The 21,823-nt window shown below is 70.9% G+C and carries 22 protein-coding genes; 11 read left to right on the plus strand and 11 right to left on the minus strand.

Annotation, left to right across the window (positions count from 1 at the left end; all coding sequences use genetic code 11):
• Window positions 1–13: 13 nt before the first annotated feature.
• From ACI7BZ_RS15895 to ACI7BZ_RS15905, 3 genes are all read right to left on the minus strand, one after another.
• Entirely contained in the window at window positions 14–508 is a 495-nt protein-coding gene (locus ACI7BZ_RS15895; protein WP_414118134.1) for a DUF983 domain-containing protein, read from the minus strand.
• A gap of 33 nt (window positions 509–541) precedes the next feature.
• Window positions 542–2,884 (minus strand): ribonuclease R, encoded by a 2,343-nt coding sequence (gene rnr / locus ACI7BZ_RS15900; RefSeq protein ID WP_414119186.1) that lies wholly within the window; start codon window positions 2,882–2,884, stop codon window positions 542–544.
• 285 nt (window positions 2,885–3,169) lie between these two features.
• Window positions 3,170–3,538, minus strand: a complete 369-nt coding sequence (locus ACI7BZ_RS15905; RefSeq protein WP_149577534.1) for a response regulator — start codon at window positions 3,536–3,538, stop codon at window positions 3,170–3,172.
• 92 nt (window positions 3,539–3,630) lie between these two features.
• Between ACI7BZ_RS15905 and ACI7BZ_RS15910 the strand changes: the two genes are divergently transcribed.
• A complete protein-coding gene (locus ACI7BZ_RS15910; RefSeq protein WP_414118135.1) occupies window positions 3,631–3,957 on the plus strand; it encodes a DUF3572 domain-containing protein in 327 nt (108 codons plus the stop codon).
• 10 nt (window positions 3,958–3,967) lie between these two features.
• Complete coding sequence (locus ACI7BZ_RS15915; RefSeq protein WP_414118136.1) at window positions 3,968–5,266, plus strand: DNA polymerase IV; 1,299 nt, start codon at window positions 3,968–3,970, stop codon at window positions 5,264–5,266.
• 86 nt (window positions 5,267–5,352) lie between these two features.
• On the opposite strand, the gene ACI7BZ_RS15920 is transcribed toward ACI7BZ_RS15915, so the two are convergent.
• Together ACI7BZ_RS15920 and ACI7BZ_RS15925 are read right to left on the minus strand one after the other, a co-directional pair.
• Window positions 5,353–5,643, minus strand: a complete 291-nt coding sequence (locus tag ACI7BZ_RS15920; protein WP_414118137.1) for an acylphosphatase — start codon at window positions 5,641–5,643, stop codon at window positions 5,353–5,355.
• A gap of 162 nt (window positions 5,644–5,805) precedes the next feature.
• Entirely contained in the window at window positions 5,806–6,630 is an 825-nt protein-coding gene (locus tag ACI7BZ_RS15925) for an EipB family protein (protein ID WP_414118138.1), read from the minus strand.
• A gap of 126 nt (window positions 6,631–6,756) precedes the next feature.
• On the opposite strand from ACI7BZ_RS15925, the gene ACI7BZ_RS15930 reads away from it, so the two are divergent.
• The 4 genes from ACI7BZ_RS15930 (at window position 6,757) to ACI7BZ_RS15945 (ending at window position 10,127) form a co-directional block, all read left to right on the plus strand.
• Window positions 6,757–7,221, plus strand: coding sequence for a RidA family protein (locus ACI7BZ_RS15930; protein ID WP_414118139.1), 465 nt, complete (start codon window positions 6,757–6,759; stop codon window positions 7,219–7,221).
• Window positions 7,222–7,247: 26 nt separating this feature from the next.
• Window positions 7,248–7,991, plus strand: coding sequence for a glycerophosphodiester phosphodiesterase family protein (locus ACI7BZ_RS15935; protein WP_414118140.1), 744 nt, complete (start codon window positions 7,248–7,250; stop codon window positions 7,989–7,991).
• 75 nt (window positions 7,992–8,066) lie between these two features.
• Window positions 8,067–9,239 (plus strand): GNAT family N-acetyltransferase, encoded by a 1,173-nt coding sequence (locus ACI7BZ_RS15940; protein WP_414118141.1) that lies wholly within the window; start codon window positions 8,067–8,069, stop codon window positions 9,237–9,239.
• A gap of 123 nt (window positions 9,240–9,362) precedes the next feature.
• Window positions 9,363–10,127, plus strand: coding sequence for a proteasome-type protease (locus tag ACI7BZ_RS15945; protein WP_414118142.1), 765 nt, complete (start codon window positions 9,363–9,365; stop codon window positions 10,125–10,127).
• A 184-nt stretch (window positions 10,128–10,311) separates the two neighbouring features.
• On the opposite strand, the gene ACI7BZ_RS15950 is transcribed toward ACI7BZ_RS15945, so the two are convergent.
• The 5 genes from ACI7BZ_RS15950 to ACI7BZ_RS15970 form a co-directional block, all read right to left on the minus strand.
• Entirely contained in the window at window positions 10,312–10,773 is a 462-nt protein-coding gene (locus tag ACI7BZ_RS15950) for a peptidylprolyl isomerase (RefSeq protein ID WP_414118143.1), read from the minus strand.
• A 203-nt stretch (window positions 10,774–10,976) separates the two neighbouring features.
• On the minus strand, window positions 10,977–11,528 hold the full coding sequence (locus ACI7BZ_RS15955; RefSeq protein WP_414118144.1) for a peptidylprolyl isomerase: 552 nt from the start codon (window positions 11,526–11,528) through the stop codon (window positions 10,977–10,979).
• A 98-nt stretch (window positions 11,529–11,626) separates the two neighbouring features.
• Window positions 11,627–12,124, minus strand: coding sequence for a pantetheine-phosphate adenylyltransferase (coaD, locus tag ACI7BZ_RS15960; protein ID WP_414119187.1), 498 nt, complete (start codon window positions 12,122–12,124; stop codon window positions 11,627–11,629).
• A 137-nt stretch (window positions 12,125–12,261) separates the two neighbouring features.
• On the minus strand, window positions 12,262–12,978 hold the full coding sequence (locus ACI7BZ_RS15965) for a metal-dependent hydrolase (protein WP_414118145.1): 717 nt from the start codon (window positions 12,976–12,978) through the stop codon (window positions 12,262–12,264).
• Between the two features lie 80 nt (window positions 12,979–13,058).
• Window positions 13,059–13,790 carry a cytochrome c biogenesis CcdA family protein gene (locus ACI7BZ_RS15970; RefSeq protein ID WP_414118146.1) on the minus strand — a complete coding sequence of 244 codons (732 nt, stop codon included), beginning with the start codon at window positions 13,788–13,790 and terminating at the stop codon, window positions 13,059–13,061.
• A gap of 351 nt (window positions 13,791–14,141) precedes the next feature.
• Here ACI7BZ_RS15970 and ACI7BZ_RS15975 point away from each other — a divergent pair, with 351 nt between their 5' ends.
• The 4 genes from ACI7BZ_RS15975 to dprA are packed head-to-tail and all read left to right on the plus strand — an operon-like array spanning window position 14,142 to window position 18,202.
• Window positions 14,142–15,089, plus strand: coding sequence for an aspartate carbamoyltransferase catalytic subunit (locus ACI7BZ_RS15975; protein ID WP_414118147.1), 948 nt, complete (start codon window positions 14,142–14,144; stop codon window positions 15,087–15,089).
• On the plus strand, window positions 15,082–16,398 hold the full coding sequence (locus ACI7BZ_RS15980; RefSeq protein WP_414118148.1) for a dihydroorotase: 1,317 nt from the start codon (window positions 15,082–15,084) through the stop codon (window positions 16,396–16,398). The genes ACI7BZ_RS15975 and ACI7BZ_RS15980 overlap by 8 nt, the downstream gene beginning before the upstream one ends.
• 39 nt (window positions 16,399–16,437) lie before the next feature.
• Window positions 16,438–17,046, plus strand: coding sequence for a glycerol-3-phosphate 1-O-acyltransferase PlsY (gene plsY / locus ACI7BZ_RS15985; RefSeq protein ID WP_414118149.1), 609 nt, complete (start codon window positions 16,438–16,440; stop codon window positions 17,044–17,046).
• Window positions 17,047–17,053: 7 nt separating this feature from the next.
• A complete protein-coding gene (gene dprA / locus ACI7BZ_RS15990; protein WP_414118150.1) occupies window positions 17,054–18,202 on the plus strand; it encodes a DNA-processing protein DprA in 1,149 nt (382 codons plus the stop codon).
• Between the two features lie 208 nt (window positions 18,203–18,410).
• On the opposite strand, the gene ACI7BZ_RS15995 is transcribed toward dprA, so the two are convergent.
• Entirely contained in the window at window positions 18,411–18,611 is a 201-nt protein-coding gene (locus ACI7BZ_RS15995) for a hypothetical protein (protein ID WP_414118151.1), read from the minus strand.
• Between the two features lie 397 nt (window positions 18,612–19,008).
• Between ACI7BZ_RS15995 and topA the strand changes: the two genes are divergently transcribed.
• On the plus strand, window positions 19,009–21,744 hold the full coding sequence (gene topA / locus ACI7BZ_RS16000) for a type I DNA topoisomerase (RefSeq protein ID WP_414118152.1): 2,736 nt from the start codon (window positions 19,009–19,011) through the stop codon (window positions 21,742–21,744).
• Window positions 21,745–21,823 lie beyond the last annotated feature (79 nt).

Below are 21,823 nucleotides of genomic sequence, written 5' to 3' on the forward strand. Positions count from 1 at the left end.
TTCTATCCGGCCATCAGGGCTTGGGGCGCACGGCACGCACGACAGGCACCACCATGCCGTTAGGCGGCGCCTCGCGCTCCTCGCTGGCGGGATCGAAGCCGTGCATCCGCAGCGCCCATTGCAGATTCACCAGCATGCCCTTCAGCGGCGGCAGCAGCAGAAGGCTCAAGGCGAGGGTGAGCGGCAGCCACAGGGCCAGATGCACCCACATGTCGGGCCGGAACACCTCCTCCACGATCACCATCAGGGGCACCACGATGTGCCCCACCACGAAGATGACCGCATAAGGCGGGGCGTCGTCGGCCCGCTGATGATAAAGTTCCTCGGCGCAGGCGGGGCAGACGGGCTCCACCTTCAGATAGCTGGCGAACAGGGCGCCGGTGCCGCAGGCGGGGCACACCCGCCGGGCGCCGCGCAGCAGCGCCGCCGGCACGGAGCGCGCCGGCGGCCGGGGCGCAGGCGCATCGCCGCGCGCCGCATCCGCCGCCAGATCGGTCGTCACATTCATGCCCATCGGCCGCGCCTGCCCTTCCTCAGCCCTTCACGGCCGGCCCCTGCCGCCGCCTTTTCCACCGCCGTTGCCGCCGCTCTTGCCGCCGCCGGCCCGCGGACGCAAGCCGCCGGCCTCGCGGCCGCCGGGACCCGGCCGGCCCTTCGGCCCGCCCGATCGCCGCAGCGGCGCCGCGCGGCCGCGCGGACCCTTTACATAGGAGCCTTCGGTGAGAAGCTCAAACCGGAGCGCGCCGGCCACCGGCGCCGCTTCCACCAGCTTCACCTCCACCCGGTCGCCGATGCGGTGCATCTCCCCGGTGCGCTCGCCCACCAGGGCCTGGCGGGTTTCGTCGAAGCGGTAATAATCCTGGCCGAGGGTTGCCGCGGGCACGAAGCCGTCGGCGCCGGTCTCGTCCAGCGCGACGAAAAGCCCCGCCTTGGTGGCGCCGGTGATGCGGGCGCGGAAGGTGGCGCCGATCTGGTCGGCCAGATGATGGGCGATGAGACGGTCCACCGTCTCGCGCTCCGCCGCCATGGCGCGGCGCTCGGTGACGGAGATGGCGGCAGCGGCTTCCGCAAGGGAAGATGTGGTCGCATCCTCGGGCAGCCCGTCCTTCCCGGCGCCCAGGGCGCGGATGAGGCCGCGATGCACCACCAGATCCGCATAGCGGCGGATGGGCGAGGTGAAATGGGCGTAGCGGCGCAGATTGAGGCCGAAATGGCCGTAATTCTCCGCCGCATATTCCGCCTGGCTCTGGCTGCGCAGGATCACCTGGTTGACCAGGGGGGCGGCGTCGGTGCCGCGCACCTGCTCCAGGATGCGGTTGAAATGGGAGGGGCGCACCGCGTCGATCTTCGGCAAGGCGATGTCCAGCGTCTTGAGAAAATCGCGCAGGGCCGAGATCTTCTCCAGCGAGGGGCCGTCATGCACGCGGTAGATGAGGGGGGTCTTCCTCTCCTCCAGCGTCTCGGCGGCGGCCACGTTGGCGAGGATCATGAACTCCTCGATGAGGCGGTGGGCGTCGAGGCGCTCGGGCACCACCACCTTGTCCACGGTGCCGTCCGGCTTCAGCACGATCTTGCGTTCCGGCAGGTCGAGATCGAGGGGCTGGCGGTGGTCGCGGGCCTGCTTCACGCAGGCATAGGCGGCATAGAGCGGCCTCAGCACCGGCTCCACCAGCCCATCGGCGGCATCGTCGGCGCGCCCCTCGATGCCGGCCTGGGCCTGGGCATAGGCCAGCTTGCCGGCCGAGCGCATGAGGATGCGGTGGAAGGTGTGGGCGCGCTTGCGGCCGTCCCTGGCGATCACCAGGCGCACCGCCAGCGCCGGGCGGTCCTCCTTCGGGCGCAGGGAGCATAGATCGTTGGAAATGCGCTCCGGCAGCATGGGCACGACGCGATCGGGGAAATACACCGAATTGCCGCGCAGCAGCGCTTCCCGGTCGAGGGCGGAGCCCGGCCGCACATAGGCCGCCACGTCGGCGATGGCCACGGTGACGATGAAGCCGCCGGGATTGTCCGGGTCGTCGTCGGCCACCGCGTGCACCGCGTCGTCATGGTCCTTGGCGTCGGGCGGGTCGATGGTGACGAGGGGCAGGTCGCGCCAGTCCTCGCGGCCGCGCACGGTGGCCTTGCGCGCCGCCTCCGCCTCCTTCAGCACCGCCTCCGGGAACACGTGGGGGATGGCGTGGGCGTGCAGGGCGATGAGGCTCACCGCCTTCTCGGAGCTGAGCGAGCCGAGCCGCTCCTTCACCCGCGCCGTGGGCAGGCCGAACACGCGCTGGCGCATCAGCTCAACGGTCACGAGGTCGCCGTCCTGGGCGTCGTGCTCGGCGCCGGGGGGCACCTGCAGTTCGCGGCCGAGCTGCTTCTTGTCCACCGGAATGATGCGGCCGCCGCCATGGGGCGAGCCGGGCGGGGCGGCGCGGAAGATGCCGATGGTCTGGCGGCGCGCCTTCTCCAGCACCTTGATGACGCGGCCCACATGGGGAAGGTTCGCCTCGATGCTGCCTTCCACGATGCGCAGCAGCACCCGGTCCGACAGGCCGGGGGCGGGGCCGGAGGACGGGCCGCGGCCGCGCCGGGGCACCTGCACCAGCACGGTGGGGGGCTCGCCATGGGCGTCGCGGTCCCATTCCACCGGCACGGCGATGAGCTCGCCGTCCTGGTCGCGGGACACGATGTCGGCCAGCACCACGCCCGGCAGCGCGCCGGGCACGTGCAGGCGCTTGCGCCGGCGGTCCACCGTGCCGGCCTCGGAGAGGTCGCGCAGCAGGGCCTTCAGCTCCACCTTCTGCGCCGCATCGAGGCCGAACGCCCGGGCGATCTCGCGCTTGCCCACCTCGCCGCTCTGGGAGGCGATGAAGGCGAGCACCTGCTCGCGCGTCGGCATCTGGCCGGTGGCGAGGGGGGCGACCAGAAGGGTTTCCGCCCGCGCATGTCCCGCCGCCGCCTCCTTGCGCGCGGCGCGCGACTTCGCGGCCCGCGGCTTGGTGGCGCCGGGCCGGGTGGCACCGGCGCCTGCGGCGCCGGCTCGGGGAGAACGGGGGGGCTTGGTGGGGCGCTTCGGCAAGGGATCGGTCCGGTTTGCCCGAACGCTACCCGGAACGGGCGCCCGCGGCTAGCGCCGCACGCCGAACCGCTTCCAATGCCGCGGGAACCGGAGGCGGAAGGCCCCTCACCCGCCGGCGAACTGGCGCACGGTCTGCAGGAATTTCGCCACCGAGATGGGCTTGGAGAGATAGGCCTCGCAGCCACCGGCGCGAATGCGCTCCTCGTCGCCCTTCATGGCGAAGGCGGTCACCGCCACCACAGGAATGGCCCGCAGCTCCGGGTCCGCCTTCAGCTTGCGGGTCACGTCGAGGCCGGAAATCTCCGGCAGCTGGATGTCCATGATGATGAGGTCCGGCCGGTGGGCGCGGGCCAGTTCCACCGCCTCGACGCCCGATCGCGTCTCCACCGTGCGGTAGCCGTGCGCCTCCAGCAGGTCGTGGAAGAGCTTCATGTTCAGCTCGTTGTCCTCCACGATCATCACCGTCTTTGCCATCTGGCATCCCCCGTGGACGAAGCCGGCTTCTAAGCCCGTCCGGAACGTGCTGGAATGGGCACAGCTAGACCCCATTCCTTGCGGAAGCGCAAATGCCCATCCAGGACAGACCCAAGGGCCTCAAGGCCCAGCGCGAGGCGGCGCAGGACGTGGCGGTGTCCGCCCTCGCCTTCATCGCCGCCGACGGCGAACGGCTGGTGCGATTCCTTTCGGAAACCGGCCTCACCCCCGCCACCCTGCGCGATGCCGCCGCGCGGCGCGACTTCGGCGCCGGCGTGCTGGCCTTCCTCATCGCCGACGAGGCCATGCTGATCGCCTTCGCCGCCGACAAAGGGCTCGACCCGCGCCATGTGGTGGGCGCCCACGACATCCTCGCCCCGCCCGCGGACCCCGACGCGGCGGTGCGCCGGCCCATGTGACGGGCCCGCAATGACCGCCCCCGGCGATTCTGCAAGCGGTCTGTGCCGCGATTGCCTGGCGCCGGTACCCCACGGCCTGCGCTGCCCGGCCTGCGGCAGCCCGCGGGTGGTGCGCCACCCCCGGCTCCATGCCCTCGCCATCGCCCATGTGGATTGCGACGCCTTCTTCGCCGCGGTGGAGAAGCGCGACGACCCCAGCCTTGCCCACGTGCCGCTCATCATCGGCGGCGGCAAGCGCGGCGTGGTTTCCACCGCCTGCTACATCGCCCGCATCCATGGGGTGCGCTCGGCCATGCCCATGTTCAAGGCGCTGGCCCTGTGCCCGCAGGCGGTGGTGCTGAAGCCCAACATGGAGAAATACCGCAAGGCGGGACACGAAGTGCGCGCGCTGATGCAGGCGCTGACGCCGCTGGTGGAGCCCCTGTCCATCGACGAGGCCTTCCTGGACCTCTCGGGCACCCAGGCGCTGCATGGGGCAAGCCCGGCGCGCACCCTCGCCCGCTTTGCGCTGGAGGTGGAGCGGCAGGTGGGAATCACCGTCTCGGTGGGGCTGGCGGCCAACAAATTCCTCGCCAAGACCGCCTCCGACCTCGACAAGCCGCGCGGCTTCTCGGTGCTGGGGCAGGAGGAGGCGGCGGCCTTCCTGGCGCCGCGCCCCGTCACCTTCATCTGGGGCGTGGGGGCGGCGTTCGGCACACGGCTGGCCAGCGACGGCTACACCACCATCGCCGACCTGCAGCGCGCCGACCCCGCCGTGCTCGCCGCCCGCTACGGTGCCGAGGGGCTGCGCCTGTCGCGCCTCGCCTTCGGCCTGGACACGCGCAAGGTGGAGCCGCACCGGGAGGCCAAGAGCGTTTCGGCGGAAACCACCTTCGAGCGCGACATCGGCGCCCTGCGCACGCTGGAGCAGACCCTCTATGCCCTGGCCGAGGAGGTGAGCGAGCGCCTCAAGCGCGGCGGCATCGCCGGGCGCACCGTGACGCTGAAGCTGAAGACCGCCGATTTCCGCCAGCGCACCCGCTCGCGCACGCTGGAGGCCGCCACCTGCCTTGCCGCGCGCATCCACGGCGCGGCGCGGGACCTGCTGGCGAAGGAGGCGGACGGCACCTTGTTCCGGCTGGTGGGGGTGGGCGTCTCGGACCTCTGCCCCATTGCCGACGCCGACCCGGCCGACCTGGTGGATACCACCACCCAGCGGCTGAAGGCGGCGGAGGGCGCCATGGACGAATTGCGCGCCCGCTTCGGCCGCGCCGCCCTCTCCCGCGGCATCCTGCTGGACGCCACCACCGACCGGCGCAAGCGCCGCTGAGGCGCACAACATCCCCCGCCGCGAAGGGGCCGCACCTCCCGGGCACCTGCCTGAGCGGAAGGGCGCCCGCCGGCCCGGTCAGCGGCTCAAAGCGTCGCCAGCACGGCGAAGGCCTCGCGCCCGCCGGCCGCCAGCGCCGTCTCGGCGGCCTCGTGCACCAGCATGTCGTCCACCCGCGCCCCGGCGGGGCCGGCGCGGCAGGCGGCGAGCATGGCATCCACCACCGGCGCCGCGCCGGCGAACACCGCCTCCACCGCCCCGCTCTGGCGGTTGCGCACCCAGCCCAGGAGGCCGCGCGCCTGCGCCTCCCGCGCGCACCAGGCGCGGTAGCCCACGCCCTGCACGCGCCCGCGCAGCATCACATGAACGACACGCAAGGCGCCCTCCTCCCGCGGCTCATCCCGGCCCCCAGTGGTTCGACCTAGTGGTTCGACCTAGTGGTTCGACCTAGTGGTTCGACCTAGTGGTTCGACCTAGTGGTTCGACCTGGCGGATCAACTTTTCGAAACGGATGGGTTCCATCTGTCGCGGTCGAACCACTAGCGGCTGCACCCCCCGGCCGGCGCCAGCGGCTCGAAGGCGGACATAGCGCCCAGCAGGGCGAAGCGGCCGTAGTCGATCTTCAGGCCGCCCACCACCCCGTTGTCGTAGAGGGTGAAGCTCATCACATAGGCCGGCGCGCGCTCCACGCCGCCTTCCTCGAAATAGCTCACGGTCACCGGATAGAAGGTGTGCCCTTGAAGGGTGGCCCGGGCCGGGGCGGCAAGGCGCGCCTCGTCGGTGGAGGGGCGGCCGATCACGGTGAGGGTGTCGTAGACCTTGGCGGGGTCGCTCGCCCCGTCATAGACCTTGGCCTGGAACACGCGCTCGTCCGCCGCCGCGGCGGCAAGCACCCGGACCACATGCTCGGTGGGCAGGAGAATGTCGCCCTTCAGCTCCACCGTACGCGGCTGCGGCTGGGTGACGGTGACCTTCAGGGCCTCGCGGCCCTGGCGCTCCACATTGGCCTCGATCTTCGCGCCGGCATCGGCGCCCGCCTCGGTGGTGGAGAGGAAGCGGTAGGAGCGGCCCTCCCCATCCTCCCACCCCTTGGAGGTGACCGCCTGCCGCACCGGCCCGCCCTCCCCGGAAGAGCTCTCGCTCTCCTGGCGGGTCATGGTGGTGTAGCCGGCGCAGGCGTCGCCGGTGATCTCATAGTCGATCCGCCCGTTCATCTCCTCCAGCTGGCCGGAGGGGCGCGAGCCGTCGAGGGTCAGGCGATAGGTGGCCTTGTGCGGCAGAAGCGGTGCCGCCCCGGCGGCCCCGGCGGACAGGCACCAGAGGCTGAGGGCGGTCGCGGCGAACAGGCGCGGGTAAAACGGCATCGTCAAAAATTCCTTCTGCACCGCCGCGCGCGGCCGGCGCCTGGGGGCGCGGGCCGGGTTGCACGGGGGCTGCGGTTCGGCCAAGAGGAAGGCCCAATTGCGCACAGCATGTGGCAGGAGACCGTCATGACCTCGTCCATCGACAGCAAGCTTGCGGAACTCGGAATCACCCTGCCGACCCCGACCCCGCCGCTGGCCAATTATGTGCCGGTGGTGCGCACCGGCAACCTGCTGTTCGTCTCCGGCCAGGTTTCCATCGACGCCGCCGGCAAGATCATGGCCGGCAAGCTCGGCGCCGGCGTGGACATCGACACCGGCCGGGAAGCGGCGCGGCTGTGCGCCATCAACATCCTGGCCCAGGTGAAGGCCAGCATCGGCGACCTCGACCAGGTGGTGCGGGTGGTGAAGCTGGTGGCCTTCGTCAACAGCGCGCCGGACTTCACCGACCAGCCCAAGGTGGTGAACGGCTGTTCCGATTTCATGGTGGCGGTGCTGGGCGACAAGGGCCGCCATGCCCGCTCGGCCGTGGGCGTCGCCGGCCTGCCGTTCGATGCGGCGGTGGAAGTGGAAGCCGTGGTGGAAGTGGCCTGAGCCGGCGGAAAGGACGGGGCGGCGCCATGGGCGACCTTCACTGGCTCACGGCGCGTCCCGTCGCCCATCGCGGGCTGCACGATGCGGCCCGCGGCATCATCGAGAATGCGCCGGCCGCCATGGATGCGGCCATCGCCGCCGGCCTCGCCATAGAGCTGGACCTGCAGGCCAGCGCCGACGGCGAGGCCATGGTGTTCCATGACTTCACCCTCGACCGGCTGACCGCCGAGACCGGGCCGGTGGCCGCCCGCACCGCCGCGGAGCTGGCGGGCATCGCCTTCCGCGGCACGCCGGACCGCATCCTGCCACTGCCGCAGCTGCTGGCGCGGGTCGCCGGGCGGGTGCCGCTGGTGATCGAGATCAAGAGCGCGTTCGACGGCGACACCCGCCTTGCGGCGCGGGCGGCGCAGCTGGTGGCGGCCTACGGGGGGCCGGCAGCGCTGATGTCGTTCGACCCCGAAATGCTGGTGGAGGTGCGCCGGCGCGCGCCCGCGGTCGTGCGCGGCATCGTCGCCGAAGGGCGCTACGGCGCACCCGAATGGCCGCGCATGGGCACGCTTGAGGGCTTCTGCCTGGCCAATCTGCTGCACTGGCCGCGCTCGCGCTTCCAGTTCGTGAACTACCGGGTCGCCGACCTCGGCGGCGCCGCGCCCCGCCTTGCCCGCCGTCTCGGCGTGCCGCTGCTGACCTGGACCGTGCGCACGCCGGAACAGCGCGCCCTGGCCGCCCGCCGGGCCGACCAGATGGTGTTCGAGGGCTTTCGCCCCTGACCGGCTGACCCGCCGCCGTGCCTGCGGCGTCCGGTCGCGGTGGGCAGGCCCTGATGCAACGCACAAATTAGGCGGATGCCCGACGCCCGCATCCGCATCCTGTCCACCCTCACCGAGATTGCGGCCGCCGACTGGGACGCCTGCGCCGCCGGTGGGGCGGTGCGGCCGGAACCCTTCGTCTGCCACGCTTTCCTCTCGGCGCTGGAGGAAGCCCAATGCGCCGCCCCCCGCGCCGGCTGGCTGCCGCAGCACCTGGTGCTGGACGGGCCGGACGGGCGGCCGGCGGCGGTGATGCCGGCCTATCTGAAGTCCCATTCCCGTGGGGAATATGTGTTCGACCAGGGCTGGGCCGACGCTTATATCCGCGCCGGCGGCGAATATTATCCCAAGGTGCAGGTGGCGGTGCCGTTCACCCCGGTCACCGGCCGGCGCCTGCTGCTGCGCGATCCCGAGGACCCGGTGGGCCGGCCGGCCCTGGCGGCTGGGCTGAAGGAGCTGGTGCGCCTGCGCGGCGCCTCCTCCGCCCATGTCACCTTCGCCACCGCGGAGGAATGGGAGGCGCTGGCCCGCATCGGCTTCCTCAAGCGCACCGACCGCCAGTTCCACTGGACCAATTCCGGCTATGCCACCTATGACGACTTCCTGGGCGAGCTGGCCTCGCGCAAGCGCAAGACCCTGAAGAAGGAGCGCCGCGAAGCCCTCGCCAACGGCATCAGCATTGAATGGCTGACCGGCGCGGCGCTGACGGAAGAGGCCCTCGACGCCTTCTTCACCTTCTACCTGGATACCGGCCAGCGCAAATGGGGCACGCCCTATCTCAACCGGCAGTTCTTCACCCTGGTGGCACAGCGCATCCCCGACCAGATCCTTTTGGTGATGGCCCGCCGCAACGGGCGCTATGTGGCCGGGGCGCTGAATTTCGTGGGAGCACAGGCGCTTTACGGCCGCTACTGGGGCGCCATCGAGGAACACCCCTTCCTGCATTTCGAGGTCTGCTACCACCAGGCCATCGACTATGCCATCGCCCGCGGCCTGAAGGTGGTGGAGGCGGGGGCGCAGGGGGAGCACAAGCTGGCCCGCGGCTACCTGCCCACCACCACTTATTCCGCCCACCACATCGTCCATCCCGGCCTTGCCCGGGCGGTGGCGCAATATCTCGACCAGGAGCGCGCCAGCGTGGAGGAGGATGCGGCGGTGCTCACCGAGCTTGGCCCGTTCCGCCGCACCTGCGTGGAGGAGCGCGATTGAGCCTGGCCCGCAGGGCATGGTCGGCCCCGGCGCGGGCGCATGTTTGCCATGCGACACCATCCGCCCGTTGCCGCACGGTGGGGGCGGTCGCTATAGTCGCGCCCGCGTAACCGGGGGTTTGCGATGACGTATTGCTGTGGCGTGCTGGTCCGTGACGGTCTCGTGATGATCGCGGACACCCGCACCAATGCGGGCCTCGACAACATTTCCACCTTCCGCAAGCTCCACATCTTCGAGGAGCCGGGACATCACGTGCTCGGCCTCGCCTCCGCCGGCAACCTCTCCGTCTCCCAGTCCGTGGTCAGCCTCATGAACGAGGGGGTGGAGGACCACGAGGCCGGCGAGCGCCATCAGCTGCGCGATTGCCGCACCATGTTCCAGGCCGCCCAGCTGGTGGGTGGCGCCATCCGCCAGGTGCACAAGGTCAACGGCGTGGTGATGGAGCAGAGCACGGTCAATTTCGACGTGTCCTTCCTGCTCGGCGGGCAGATCGCCGGCGGGCCGCTGCGTCTGTTCATGATCTATTCGGCGGGCAATTTCATTGAATGCACGCCGGACACGCCCTTCCTGCAGATCGGCGAGCACAAATACGGCAAGCCGGTGCTGGACCGCGCGGTAACCTACGACATGGAGATTTCCGAGGCGCTGAAATCCAGCCTCATCTCCATGGATTCCACCATGCGCTCCAATCTCGGCGTGGGCCTGCCCATCGACGTGATGGTGGTGACGCCGGAGACCCTGCGCTCCGAGCTCATCTACCGCATCGAGCCGGGCGAGCCCTATTTCCACGACCTGCGCGAGCGCTGGTCGGCGGCGCTGCGCTCGGCCCACGCCTCCATTCCCCGCCCGCCCTACCTGAAGGACGTGCGCACCCGCGCCGTGGGCTGAAGCCCGCAACTCCAGCGAAAAGGGCGCCCCGGGGGGCGCACGGACTCCAGTAAAAAGGGCGCCCCGAGGGGCGCCCGAACTCCAGCAAAGAGGGCGCCCCGAGGGGCGCCCTTGCGTCTGGCCAGTCGCCCGGGTGCGGGCGAGGGCCCGAAGCCCGCGGGGCGGGCTCACGGACCCCTTCGGGTCACGCCGCCTTGGGGGCGAGCTTGGCGGTGACGATCATGTCCGGGTCGCGCACCGGCTCGCCGCGCTTGATCTGGTCCACATTCTCCATGCCCGAGACCACCTCGCCCCACACGGTGTACTGGCCGTCGAGGAAGCGGGCGTCGGCAAAGCAGATGAAGAACTGGCTGTCGCCGGAATCCGGGTTCTGCGCGCGGGCCATGGAAACCGTGCCGCGCACGTGGGGCTGGCGGTTGAACTCGGCCTTCAGCTTCTTGCCCGAACCGCCGGTGCCGTTGCCGAACTGCCCGTCGCCGGTCTGGGCCATGAAGCCCTCGATGACGCGGTGGAACGGCACGTTGTTGTAGAAGCCTTCCGCCACCAGCTCCTTGATGCGGGCCACGTGGCCGGGGGCGAGGTCGGGCCGGAACGCGATGGTGACCGGGCCCTTGGTGGTTTCGAGAATCAGCACTTCGTCCGTCATGGTCCTGTCCTTTCACCGCGGCGCCGGTCCGGCCGGCCGCCGCATGGTCCCGGCGGGCGCCGGGCGTTGGGAAAATTGCCGGCCCCGCCCGCTGCCGCGGCGACCGGCGTCGCGTCCAGTAGGCGGCGCCCCTTGAAGGGGGCAAGAGCGCGATCCGATCCGCTTGCGGTGCAAGCGGGATCGGCGCAAGCTCTAGCGGGTCCTTACTTAGCGTCCGCCGCCACCTGCATCTTCACGATGCGGTCGGGGTTGGACACCACGCCGTTGGCCGACGACGGCCCCTTCTTGATCTTGTCCACCGCGTCCATGCCCGACACCACCTGACCCACGACCGTATACTGGCCGTTGAGGCTGGGGGTTTCATCGAGCATGATGAAGAACTGCGAATTGGCGCTGTTGGGCGAGGAGGCGCGGGCCATGCCCACCACGCCGCGCTTGAACGGCACCGAGGAGAATTCCGCCGGCAGGTTGGGATATTTGGAACCGCCGGTGCCGTCGCCGCGGGCGCCGTCGCCGGTCTGGGCCATGAAGCCGTCGATGACGCGGTGGAACGGCACGTTGTTGTAGAAGCCCTCGCGGGTCAGCGTCTTCAGCCGCTCCACATGCTGGGGCGCGAGGTCCGGCCGCAGGGCGATGACCACGCGGCCATAGGGCGTGTCGAGATAAAGGGTGTTCTGCGGGTCGGGCTTCGACTGCGCCGCCGCCGGCAGCGCGAAGGCGAGCGCGAGAAAAGCAACCGCAAGAAGGCGGCCCATGAAGCGCATCGTGAAACTCTCCCTGGAACGGCCCCGGAACGGGGCGGGATGGGGCATCGCGGACGCCGCGTCCCTCAAGGGGCGGGCGCCGGGCGGGGTCAGCGCGGAAACCTCGCGGCGAGGCGCGCGAGCACCTCGGGCGGAACGAAGGCGGAGACATCCCCGCCCATGGACGCGATCTGCCGCACCAGAGTGGCGGTGATGGGGCGCACCCGCGGCGAGGCGGGGAGGAATACGGTCTGCACCTGCGGGGCGAGCACGCCGTTCATGCCGGCCATCTGCATCTCGTAGTCGAGATCCGTCCCGTCGCGCAGGCCGCGGATGAGCAGGGTGGCGCCGAGCCGCTGGGCGGTGGCGACGATGAGGTCGTCGAAGGTCACCGCCTCCAGCGTCGCCTTCTCTTCCGCCGCGATGGGGGTGCACACCTCCCGCAGCATCTCCAGCCGCTCCTGGGCGGAGAACAGCGGGGCCTTGCCGGGGTGGATGCCCACCGCCAGCACCAGCCGGTCGGCCAGCCGGCAGGCGGAACGCACCACGTCCAGGTGGCCGTTGGTCAACGGGTCGAAGGACCCGCCATAGATGGCGGTGCGGGCGATGTGGGCTTGTGGCGCGCTCATGTCCGGCAAGGGGTAGCTGTCCGCGCGCGGGGATGCAACGGACAATGGCAGGGGATCGGCGGAAGGGTCGGGCCGGAACCTGACGGACCGGAACCTGGCGGCCCGGCCCGGCGGGGTCACGCCTCGAAGCTGCCGCCGCTCTCGGGCACCACCACCTTCACCGGATGGCCGGCCAGCGCCGCGACGAAGCGCGCGGCATCGGGCACCAGCATGGGGAAGGTGCCGTAATGGCAGGGAACCACCACCTCCACGCCGGGCAGGAAGCGCTTCACCGCCAGCGCCGCCACCTCGGGACCCATGGTGAAGCGGTCGCCGATGGGCAGGAACACCACCTTGGGGGCGTGGATCTCGCACATCAGCCCCATGTCGGAGAAGATGTCGGTGTCGCCCATGTGCCAGACGGTGGGCTCGCCCGGCGCCTTCACGATGAGGCCGGTGGGATTGCCGAGATATTCGGCCGGCGCCGCCGGCCCGCCGGAGGAATGGTCGGCCCGCACCATGGTCACGGTGAAGCCGCCGCAATCCAGCGTGCCGCCGGTGTTCATCATCTGCCCCACATCGCCGGCGCCCTTGGCGGCGAGGAAGGCGCAGATCTCGGGGTTGGCCACCACCGGCAGGGTACGGCTGGCGTCGGCCGCATCCTCGACGATGGAGAGGGTGTCACCGATATGGTCCGAATGGCCATGGGTGAGCAGAATGTGGGTCGCCCCGCGCGCCGCCTCCTCCACCGTGGAGCGGAAGCTGGGATTGCCGGTGAAGAACGGATCAATGAGCACCGCCCTGTCGGCGAAGTCGAGGCGGAACGCGGCGTGGCCGAACCAGGTGATCTTCATGAACGAGCGCCCCTTGGCTGCACCTCGTGAAATGGCGGCGGGAGTAAACCGGAAGCCCCCGCCCGGCGCAACGCCCGCGCTCAGCCGATGGTGGAAAGCGCCGGGAAGGTCTCGATCAGCCAGTAGCTCACATGGGCGATCCAGCCGGACATGAAGGCGATGCCGGTGACCACGAGCAGCGCGCCCATGGCCTTCTCCACCACCGGCAGGATGCGGCGCATGTGGACCAGGCTTTTCAGGAACGGCTTCACCGCCACCGCCGCCAGCAGGAACGGCACGCCGAGGCCGAGGGAATAGACCGCGAGCAGGCCCGCCCCCTTCGCCACCGTGGCTTCCGAGCCCGCCACCGCCAGGATGGCGCCCAGCACCGGGCCGAGGCAGGGGGTCCAGCCGAAGGCGAAGGCGAGGCCCATCACGAACGCCCCCCACAGGCCGGTGGGCTCATGCACATGGGGCCGTGCCGTGCGGTGCAGCAGGTGGATGCGGAACACGCCGAGGAAATTCAGGCCCATGACGATGATGGCCACGCCCGCCACGATGGACAGAATGTCGAGATGCGCCCGCAGCAGGTCGCCGATGGCGGAGGCCCCCGCCCCCAGCGCCACGAACACCACGCTGAAGCCGGACACGAACAGCATGGCCCCCACCATGGCCCGCCGCCCCACCTCCTTCACCGGCTCGTCGCCGGCAAGGTCGTCCAGCGTGCTGCCGCCCAGAAAGCACAGATAGGGCGGAACCAGCGGCAGGACGCAGGGGGAGACGAAGCTCACGAGGCCGGCAAAGAAGGCGGCGGGCAGGGTCACGTCGGCCATGGGCGGTCTTGCGGCTTTCTCTTGGGAGCGCGAGGCGGCAAAGCCGGCAGCGCGCATCCGGGGGTCTTCGGCGCGGCTTCTCAATGGGCCGGCGGCGCGGCGCGGGCAAGCCTCACATCGCCGCGCTCGCCGGCTTGTGAGGGGGGCGGCCGCGGGCGTGCGCTCCTCTGCCGGGAGGAGGGGCGAATCGCGGTTGCCCGGTCGGGGGCGAGGGTTGCGCCCGGTTCCCGCGGCGTGGATGGAATGGGCCGCCGCCTCCTGGACCGCCGGCCCGGAGCGGCAGGGTCGGCCCCACCGTCCCCAGCCATCCCTTGCCGGAGGGCCGCCTTGTCGTTATGCCTGCGGCCTGCCATGCACCCCGCTTCCGCCTTCTCCCTCTCCGGCCGAGACCTGCTCGGCATCGAAGGCCTCACCGCCGGCGAAATCACGGGCCTGCTCGACCTTGCGGAGGAGTTCATCGAACTCAACCGCCAGGTGGAGAAGAAGCGCTCCACCCTGCGGGGGCGCACCCAGATCAACCTGTTCTTCGAGGCCTCCACCCGCACCCAGTCTTCCTTCGAGATCGCCGGAAAGCGGCTCGGGGCGGACGTGATGAACATGTCGGTGTCCTCGTCCTCGCTGAAGAAGGGCGAGACGCTGATCGACACCGCCATCACCCTGAACGCCATGCACCCCGACATCCTGGTGGTGCGGCATCACGCCTCCGGCGCGGTGGCGCTGCTGGCGCGCAAGGTGGACTGCTGCGTGGTGAATGCCGGCGACGGCACCCACGAGCACCCCACCCAGGCGCTGCTGGACGCCCTCACCATCCGCCGCAACAAGGGGCGCATCCAGGGGCTCAACGTGGCCATCTGCGGCGACGTGCTGCATTCGCGCGTCGCCCGCTCCAACATCCTGCTGCTGCACACGCTGGGCGCGAAGGTGCGGGTGGTGGCCCCCTCCACCCTTTTGCCCGCGGGCATCGAGGAGATCGGCGTGGAGGTCCACCGCACCATGGAGCGCGGCCTGGCGGATGCGGACATCGTGATGATGCTGCGCCTGCAGCGCGAGCGCATGGCCGGCTCCTTCATCCCGTCCGTGAAGGAATATTTCCATTACTTCGGCCTCGACGAGACCAAGCTGCGCCACGCCCGGCCCGATGCGCTGGTGATGCACCCCGGCCCCATGAACCGTGGCGTCGAGATTTCCTCTGCGGTGGCCGACGGGCCGCGCTCCCTCATCCGCGAGCAGGTGGAGATGGGCGTGGCGGTGCGCATGGCCGTGCTCGATACCCTGGCCCGGAAGCTGCCCAATGCGTGACGGTCGCCTCATCCGCAACGATCCGCGCCCGCTGCTGCTGGCCAATGCGCGGGTGGTGGACCCCTCCCGCGGGTCGGATTTCCATGGCGACGTGTTCCTCGCCGAGGGCGTGGTCAAGGACAGCGGCTTCGGCATCGCCGCCGCCGGCGTGCCCGAGGGCGCCGAGGTGGTGGACTGCAAGGGCGCCGTGGTCGCCCCCGGCCTCGTGGACATGCGCGCCTTCGTGGGCGAGCCCGGCGCCGAGCATCGCGAAACCCTGGCCACCGCCAGCCACGCGGCGGCGGCGGGCGGCGTGACCACCATCATCTGCCAGCCGGACACCGACCCGCCGGTGGACGACCCGGCCATCGTGGACTTCATCCTGCGCCGGGCGCGGGACACCGCCGTGGTGCGGGTTCACCCCATGGCCGCCATCACCAAGGGCCTCAGGGGCGAGGAGATGACCGAGATCGGCCTGTTGCAGGCCGCCGGCGCCGTCGCCTTCACCGATGGCCACCGCTCCCTCGCCAATGCCCAGGTGCTGCGCCGCGCCCTCACCTACGCCCGCGATTTCGACGCGCTGCTGGTGCACCACACCGAGGACGCCACCATGTCCGCCGGGGCCATGAACGAGGGCGCCTTCGCCGCGCGGCTCGGCCTCTCCGGCATTCCCAAATCGGCCGAAACCATCGTGCTGGAACGGGACGTGCGCCTGGTGGCCGGCGCGCGCGGGCGCTACCACGCCGCCGCCCTCACCTGCCCCGAATCGCTGGAGGTGCTGGCCCGCGCCAAGGAGGCGGGCCTGCCGGTGACCGCCTCTGCCACCATCAACCACCTCTCCTTCAACGAGATGGATATCGGCGCCTACCGCACCTATTTCCGCCTCGCCCCGCCGCTGCGCTGCGAGGACGACCGCGGCGCCCTCATCCGCGCCGTCGCCTCCGGGCTCATAGACGTCATCGTCTCCGACCACCTGCCCCAGGACGTGGAAGGCAAGCGCCTGCCCTTCTCGGAGGCGGAGCCGGGCGCCATCGGCCTGGAGACGCTGCTCTCGGCCGCCCTGCGCCTCGTCCATGCGGATGCGGTGGACCTGGTGACGCTGCTGGCCGCCCTTTCCACCCGCCCGGCGCAGATCCTCGGCCTCGATGCCGGCACCCTGCGGCCCGGCGCACCGGCGGACGTGATCGTGTTCGATCCGGCGATGCCCTATGTGCTGGAGCCGGGACAGCTCAAGTCGCGCTGCCGCAACACCCCGTTCGACGAGGCGCGGCTGGAGGGGCGGGTCCTGCGCACCATCGTTGCCGGCCACGTCGTCTACGAATACGTTTGAGCCTGCCCCCGGATCGCCCCCCGGACTGCCGAGGTGTTCATGCCTGATGCCCCTTCGTCCGCGCTCGTGCTTCTCCTTGCGCTGGCGTTCGGCTACCTCCTCGGCTCCATCCCGTTCGGCCTGCTGCTGACCCGGGCGGCGGGCACGCGGGACCTGCGCTCCATCGGCTCCGGCAATATCGGCGCCACCAATGTGCTGCGCACCGGCCGCAAGGACCTGGCCGCGGCGACGCTGCTTCTGGATGCGCTGAAGGGCACCGTCCCGGTGCTGGCGGCGGCCGCCCTCGCCGGCCCGCAGGCGGCCATGGCGGCGGGGCTGGGCGCCTTCCTCGGCCACATCTTCCCGGTCTGGCTGCGGTTTAACGGCGGCAAAGGGGTGGCGACCTTCATCGGCGTCACCCTGGGCCTGGCCTGGCCCGGGGTGGCCGCCTTCGCCGTGGTGTGGCTCGCGGCGGCCTATGTCACCCGCTATTCCTCCCTCGCCGCCTTGATGGCCTCGGTGGCCACGGTGGCGATGGTGGCGGCCACGGGCGACGACAAGGTGGCGATGCTGCTGGCGGTGCTCGCCATTCTCCTGTGGGTGAAGCACCACGCCAACATCCGCCGCCTCCTCGACGGGACCGAGGGCAAGATCGGCGCGAAGGGCTGAGGGCGGCATGGCGCGGCGCAGCTCCCCCGGCGCCGGCGCCCCCCGTGGCGGCGAGCTGCTGGGGCCGGCCCAGCGGCTGGACTGGCTGCGCCTGATCCGCACCGAGAACGTGGGCCCGCGCACCTTCCGCGCTCTCATCAACCAGTTCGGCGGCGCCCGCGCCGCCATCGAGGCCCTGCCCACCCTCGCCCGCCGGGGCGGGCGGCTGCTGCCGCCGCACATCCCCACGGTGGAGGAGGCGGAAGCGGAGATGGCCGCCCTCTCCCGCATGGGCGCGCGGCTGGTGGCCATGGGCGAGGCCGACTATCCCGCCGCCCTGCGCAGCCTGGACGATGCCCCGCCCCTCCTGTGCGTGCGCGGCGTCGGCGCGGTGATGCGCCGGCCCATGGTGGCCATCGTCGGTGCCCGCAACGCCTCCGCCGCCGGCCGCGCCTTCACCGCCCGCCTCGCCCGCGACCTTGCCGCCGCCGGCTGGGTGGTGGTGTCGGGCCTTGCCCGCGGCATCGACGCCTGCGCCCATGAGGCGAGCCTGGAGAGCGGCACGGTGGGCGTGTTCGCCGGCGGGCTCGCCCGGCCCTATCCGCCGGAGAATCTCGGCCTCATCGAGAAGGTGGCGGAACTGGGAGCGGTGGTGTCCGAGATGCCGGTGGGCTGGGAGCCCCGCGCCCGCGACTTTCCCCGGCGCAACCGCATCGTCTCCGGCATGGCGCTGGGGGTGGTGGTGGTGGAGGCGGCGGAGCGCTCGGGCTCGCTGATCACCGCGCGGCTGGCGCTGGAACAGGGGCGCGAGGTGTTCGCTGTGCCCGGCTCCCCCCTCGATCCGCGCGCCGGCGGCACCAACCGGCTGCTCAAGCAGGGCGCCACCCTGGTGACGACGGCCGAGGACGTGCTGGCGGTGCTCAGCCCCATGGCGGAGCGGGGGCCGGGCGCCATGGAGGCGGAAGGCCCGCCCGAGGACGAGCAACTGGTTCCCGTGTCTCCCGCCGAGGATGCGCGGACCCGCATCGTCGGCCTGCTGGGGCCGGCACCCACCTTCATCGACGATCTCATCCGCCTGTCCGGCGCGTCCGCCGCCGAGGTCCAGATCGTGCTGCTGGAACTGGAGCTGGCCGGCCGGCTCGATCGTCCCGGCACCGGCCGCGTTGCGCTGAAGTGACGCCGGCCGGCGCGGCGGGTCGAGGCCCAGTCGCCGCGAAAGCCGGATTTGAGGCCACCGGGCCGCGGCGCGGCGCCCTGTGAGCGGATCGCGCCCTAGAACCTGATCCGATCAGGTTGAATCAACCTGATCGGTGAATCAGTCTCTAAATTATTGATAGAGAACGTTTTACCGCTCAGCTTGCGATGCAAGCTGAGCGGAACGCGCCCTAGCGCCCGCCCACCCCGGAGGACCCGCCGTCCGCCCCGCGTTCCTCGCCGGCCGTGGCCTTCGCCTCCAGCCGCGCCATGTCGAGAATATAAGCGAGGGTGCCAAGCCCGCTGGCCCGTGCGAGACGGGCCAGTTCACCGGAAATGGCTGCGACATAGGCCGCCACTTCCACCGGGTCTCCCGTTATCGGGTCTCCCATGGGCGGGTCTCCCATGGAGCCTGAAGTGGACGCATCCGTCATGCTGCCGCCCGTTGCCGGAATGAATGGAGGTACTCCCTCTTAAAGATTGAGTATCATATTAAAACATACTTATGGTTGTATCTTTCGGGATCGCCCCATGGCATCGCCCCGCAGCCGTGGCATTTGACAGGCGCCGCGCGGCTCCCCATGTTGCGCGCCGCTTCTTCGGTGTCGCGTTCCGGGTTGCGGGGCCGCGGGGGCGGTCGCGCACCGGTGCATTCCGGCGGGCCGGAGATGCCGGCCGCCGGTCGCGGCACATCCCATCCGGTTCCGGCAGGCCGACAAGGCCTTCCCGGCGCCAGGCATCCCCGGGCCGCGCAATGGGGCGGCGGCCCTTGAGGAGACACTGTTCGTCATGCAGGTCGTCATCGTCGAATCGCCGGCTAAGGCGAAGACGATCAACAAATATCTCGGTCCCGGCTACGAGGTCATCGCCTCCTACGGCCACGTGCGCGACCTGCCATCCAAGGACGGATCGGTGGATCCCGACGCCGACTTCCGCATGCTCTGGGAGGTGGACCCCAAGGCGCAGAAGCGGCTGAACGAGATCGCCACCGCGGTGAAGGCCGCGGACGGGCTCATCCTCGCCACCGACCCGGATCGCGAGGGCGAGGCCATCTCCTGGCATGTGCTGGAGGTGCTGCGGCAGAAGAAGGCGCTGAAGGGCCAGAAGGTCGAGCGCGTCGTCTTCAACGCCATCACCAAGCAGGCCGTGCTGGACGCCATGAAGGCGCCCCGCGCCATCGACGTGGCCCTGGTGGACGCCTATCTCGCCCGCCGCGCCCTCGATTATCTGGTCGGCTTCACCCTCTCGCCGGTGCTGTGGCGCAAGCTGCCGGGCGCCCGCTCGGCGGGGCGCGTGCAATCGGTGGCGCTGCGCCTGGTGTGCGACCGCGAACGCGAGATCGAGACCTTCGTCGCCAAGGAATACTGGTCCATCGTCGCCCGCCTCGCCACGCCCCGCGCCGAGGAATTCGAGGCCAGGCTCTCCGGCGCCGACGGCAAGAAGATCACCCGCCTCTCGGTGGGCACGGCGGAGGAGGCCAAGGCCTTCCGCGCCGCGCTGGAGGCGGCGGACTTCCGCGTGCGCTCGGTGGAGGCCAAGCCGCTCAAGCGCCACCCGCAGCCGCCCTTCACCACCTCCACCCTGCAGCAGGAGGCGAGCCGCAAGCTGGGCCTTGCCCCGGCCCGCACCATGCAGATCGCCCAGCGCCTCTACGAGGGCGTGGACGTGGGCGGCGAGACGGTGGGCCTCATCACCTACATGCGAACCGACGGCGTGGACATGGCCCCGGAAGCCGTGGCCGCCACCCGCTCGGCCATCGGCAAGCAGTTCGGCCCCAGATACCTGCCGGGCGTGCCGCGCAAATACACCACCAAGGCCAAGAACGCCCAGGAGGCCCACGAGGCCATCCGCCCCACCGACCCCTCCCGGCATCCCCGCGATGCCGCGCGCCATCTCGATGCCGAGCAGGCCCGGCTCTACGACCTGATCTGGACCCGCACCGTGGCGAGCCAGATGGAATCGGCGGAGCTGGAGCGCACCACCGCCGACATCGAGGCGAAAGCCGGCGGCCGGGTGCTGGACCTCACCGCCACCGGCACGGTGGTGAAGTTCGACGGCTTCCTGACCCTCTATCGCGAGGGCAAGGACGATGACGACGACGACGAGGAGAGCCGCCGCCTGCCGGCCATGAGCGCCAACGAGAAGCTCGACCGGCGCGACATCCTCACCGACCAGCACTTCACCGAGCCGCCGCCGCGCTATTCGGAAGCCTCGCTGGTGAAGCGCATGGAGGAGCTGGGCATCGGCCGGCCCTCCACCTATGCCGCCGTGCTCGCCGTGCTGCGCGACCGCGAATATGTGAAGCTCGACAAGAAGCGCCTCGTGCCGGAGGACAAGGGCCGGCTCGTCACCGCCTTCCTGGAGAGCTTCTTCAAGCGCTACGTGGAATACGACTTCACCGCCGACCTCGAAGAGAAGCTCGACGAGGTGTCCGCCGCGCAGCTCGACTGGAAAGAGGTGCTGCGCGCCTTCTGGCGCGACTTCTTCGCCGCCATCGAGGCCACCAAGGACCTGCGCGTGTCCCAGGTGCTGGACGCGCTGGACGAGGAGCTGACCGCCCACATCTTCCCGCCGCGGGAGGATGGCACCGACCCGCGCCTGTGCCCCACCTGCGGCAATGGCCGGCTGTCGCTGAAGATGGGCAAGTTCGGCGCCTTCATCGGCTGCTCCAACTATCCCGAATGCCGGCACACCCGCCCCCTCACCGGCGGCGAAGGCGCGCCGGAGGGCGACGGCAAAAGGGTGCTCGGCGTGGACCCGGAGAGCGGCGAGGAGGTCACCGTCCGCACCGGCCGCTTCGGTACCTATCTCCAGCTCGGCGAGGGCAAGGACGGGGAGAAGCCCAAGCGCTCCTCCCTGCCCAAGGGCATGGCGCCGGCCGACGTGGACCTGGAAACGGCGCTCAAGCTGCTGGCCCTGCCGCGCGAGGTGGGCAAGCATCCCGAGGACGGCGAGCCCATCCTCGCCGGCATCGGCCGCTATGGCGCCTATGTGCAGCACGGGCGCACCTACGCCAATATCGAGGATGGCGACGACATCCTCGCCGTGGGCCTCAACCGCGCGGTGGCGCTCATTGCCGAAAAGCAGTCCAAGGGCCGCGGCGGGCGCGGGGCGGCAGCCCCCGGACGGGTGGTGGGCGAGCACCCCACCCTTGGCGGACCCATCACCGTGCGCGCCGGCCGCTTCGGGCCCTATGCGAACCACGGCAAGGTCAACGCCACCCTGCCCAAGTCGATGGACCCCGAGGCGCTGACCCTCGCCGAGGCGGTGGCCATCATCGACGCCAAGGCCGCCTCCAGCCCGTCCAAGCCCGCACGCGGCGCCCGCAAGGCGCCCGCCAAGGCGGGCGATGGGGAGGCGGCGCCGAAGAAGGCCGCCAAGACAGCCACCAAGTCGGCGGCTAAGTCGGCGGCCAAGCCGGCAGCCAAGCCGGCAGCCGAGAAGAAGCCGGCTGCGGCAAAGAAGCCGGCAGCCAAGAAGCCCGCCGGCAAGGCGGCGCCCAAGGGTCCCAAGGCGGCCGAATAGGCTCTGGCGGCGCCGGTCCATCGCCGCGCACCTCCCGCCTCGCCCTTCCCGGCCCGCCCCTTCCCCGCTCGCCGGGGCC

This window comes from Xanthobacter sp. AM11, assembly GCF_047444035.1.
Taxonomy (GTDB): domain Bacteria; phylum Pseudomonadota; class Alphaproteobacteria; order Rhizobiales; family Xanthobacteraceae; genus Xanthobacter.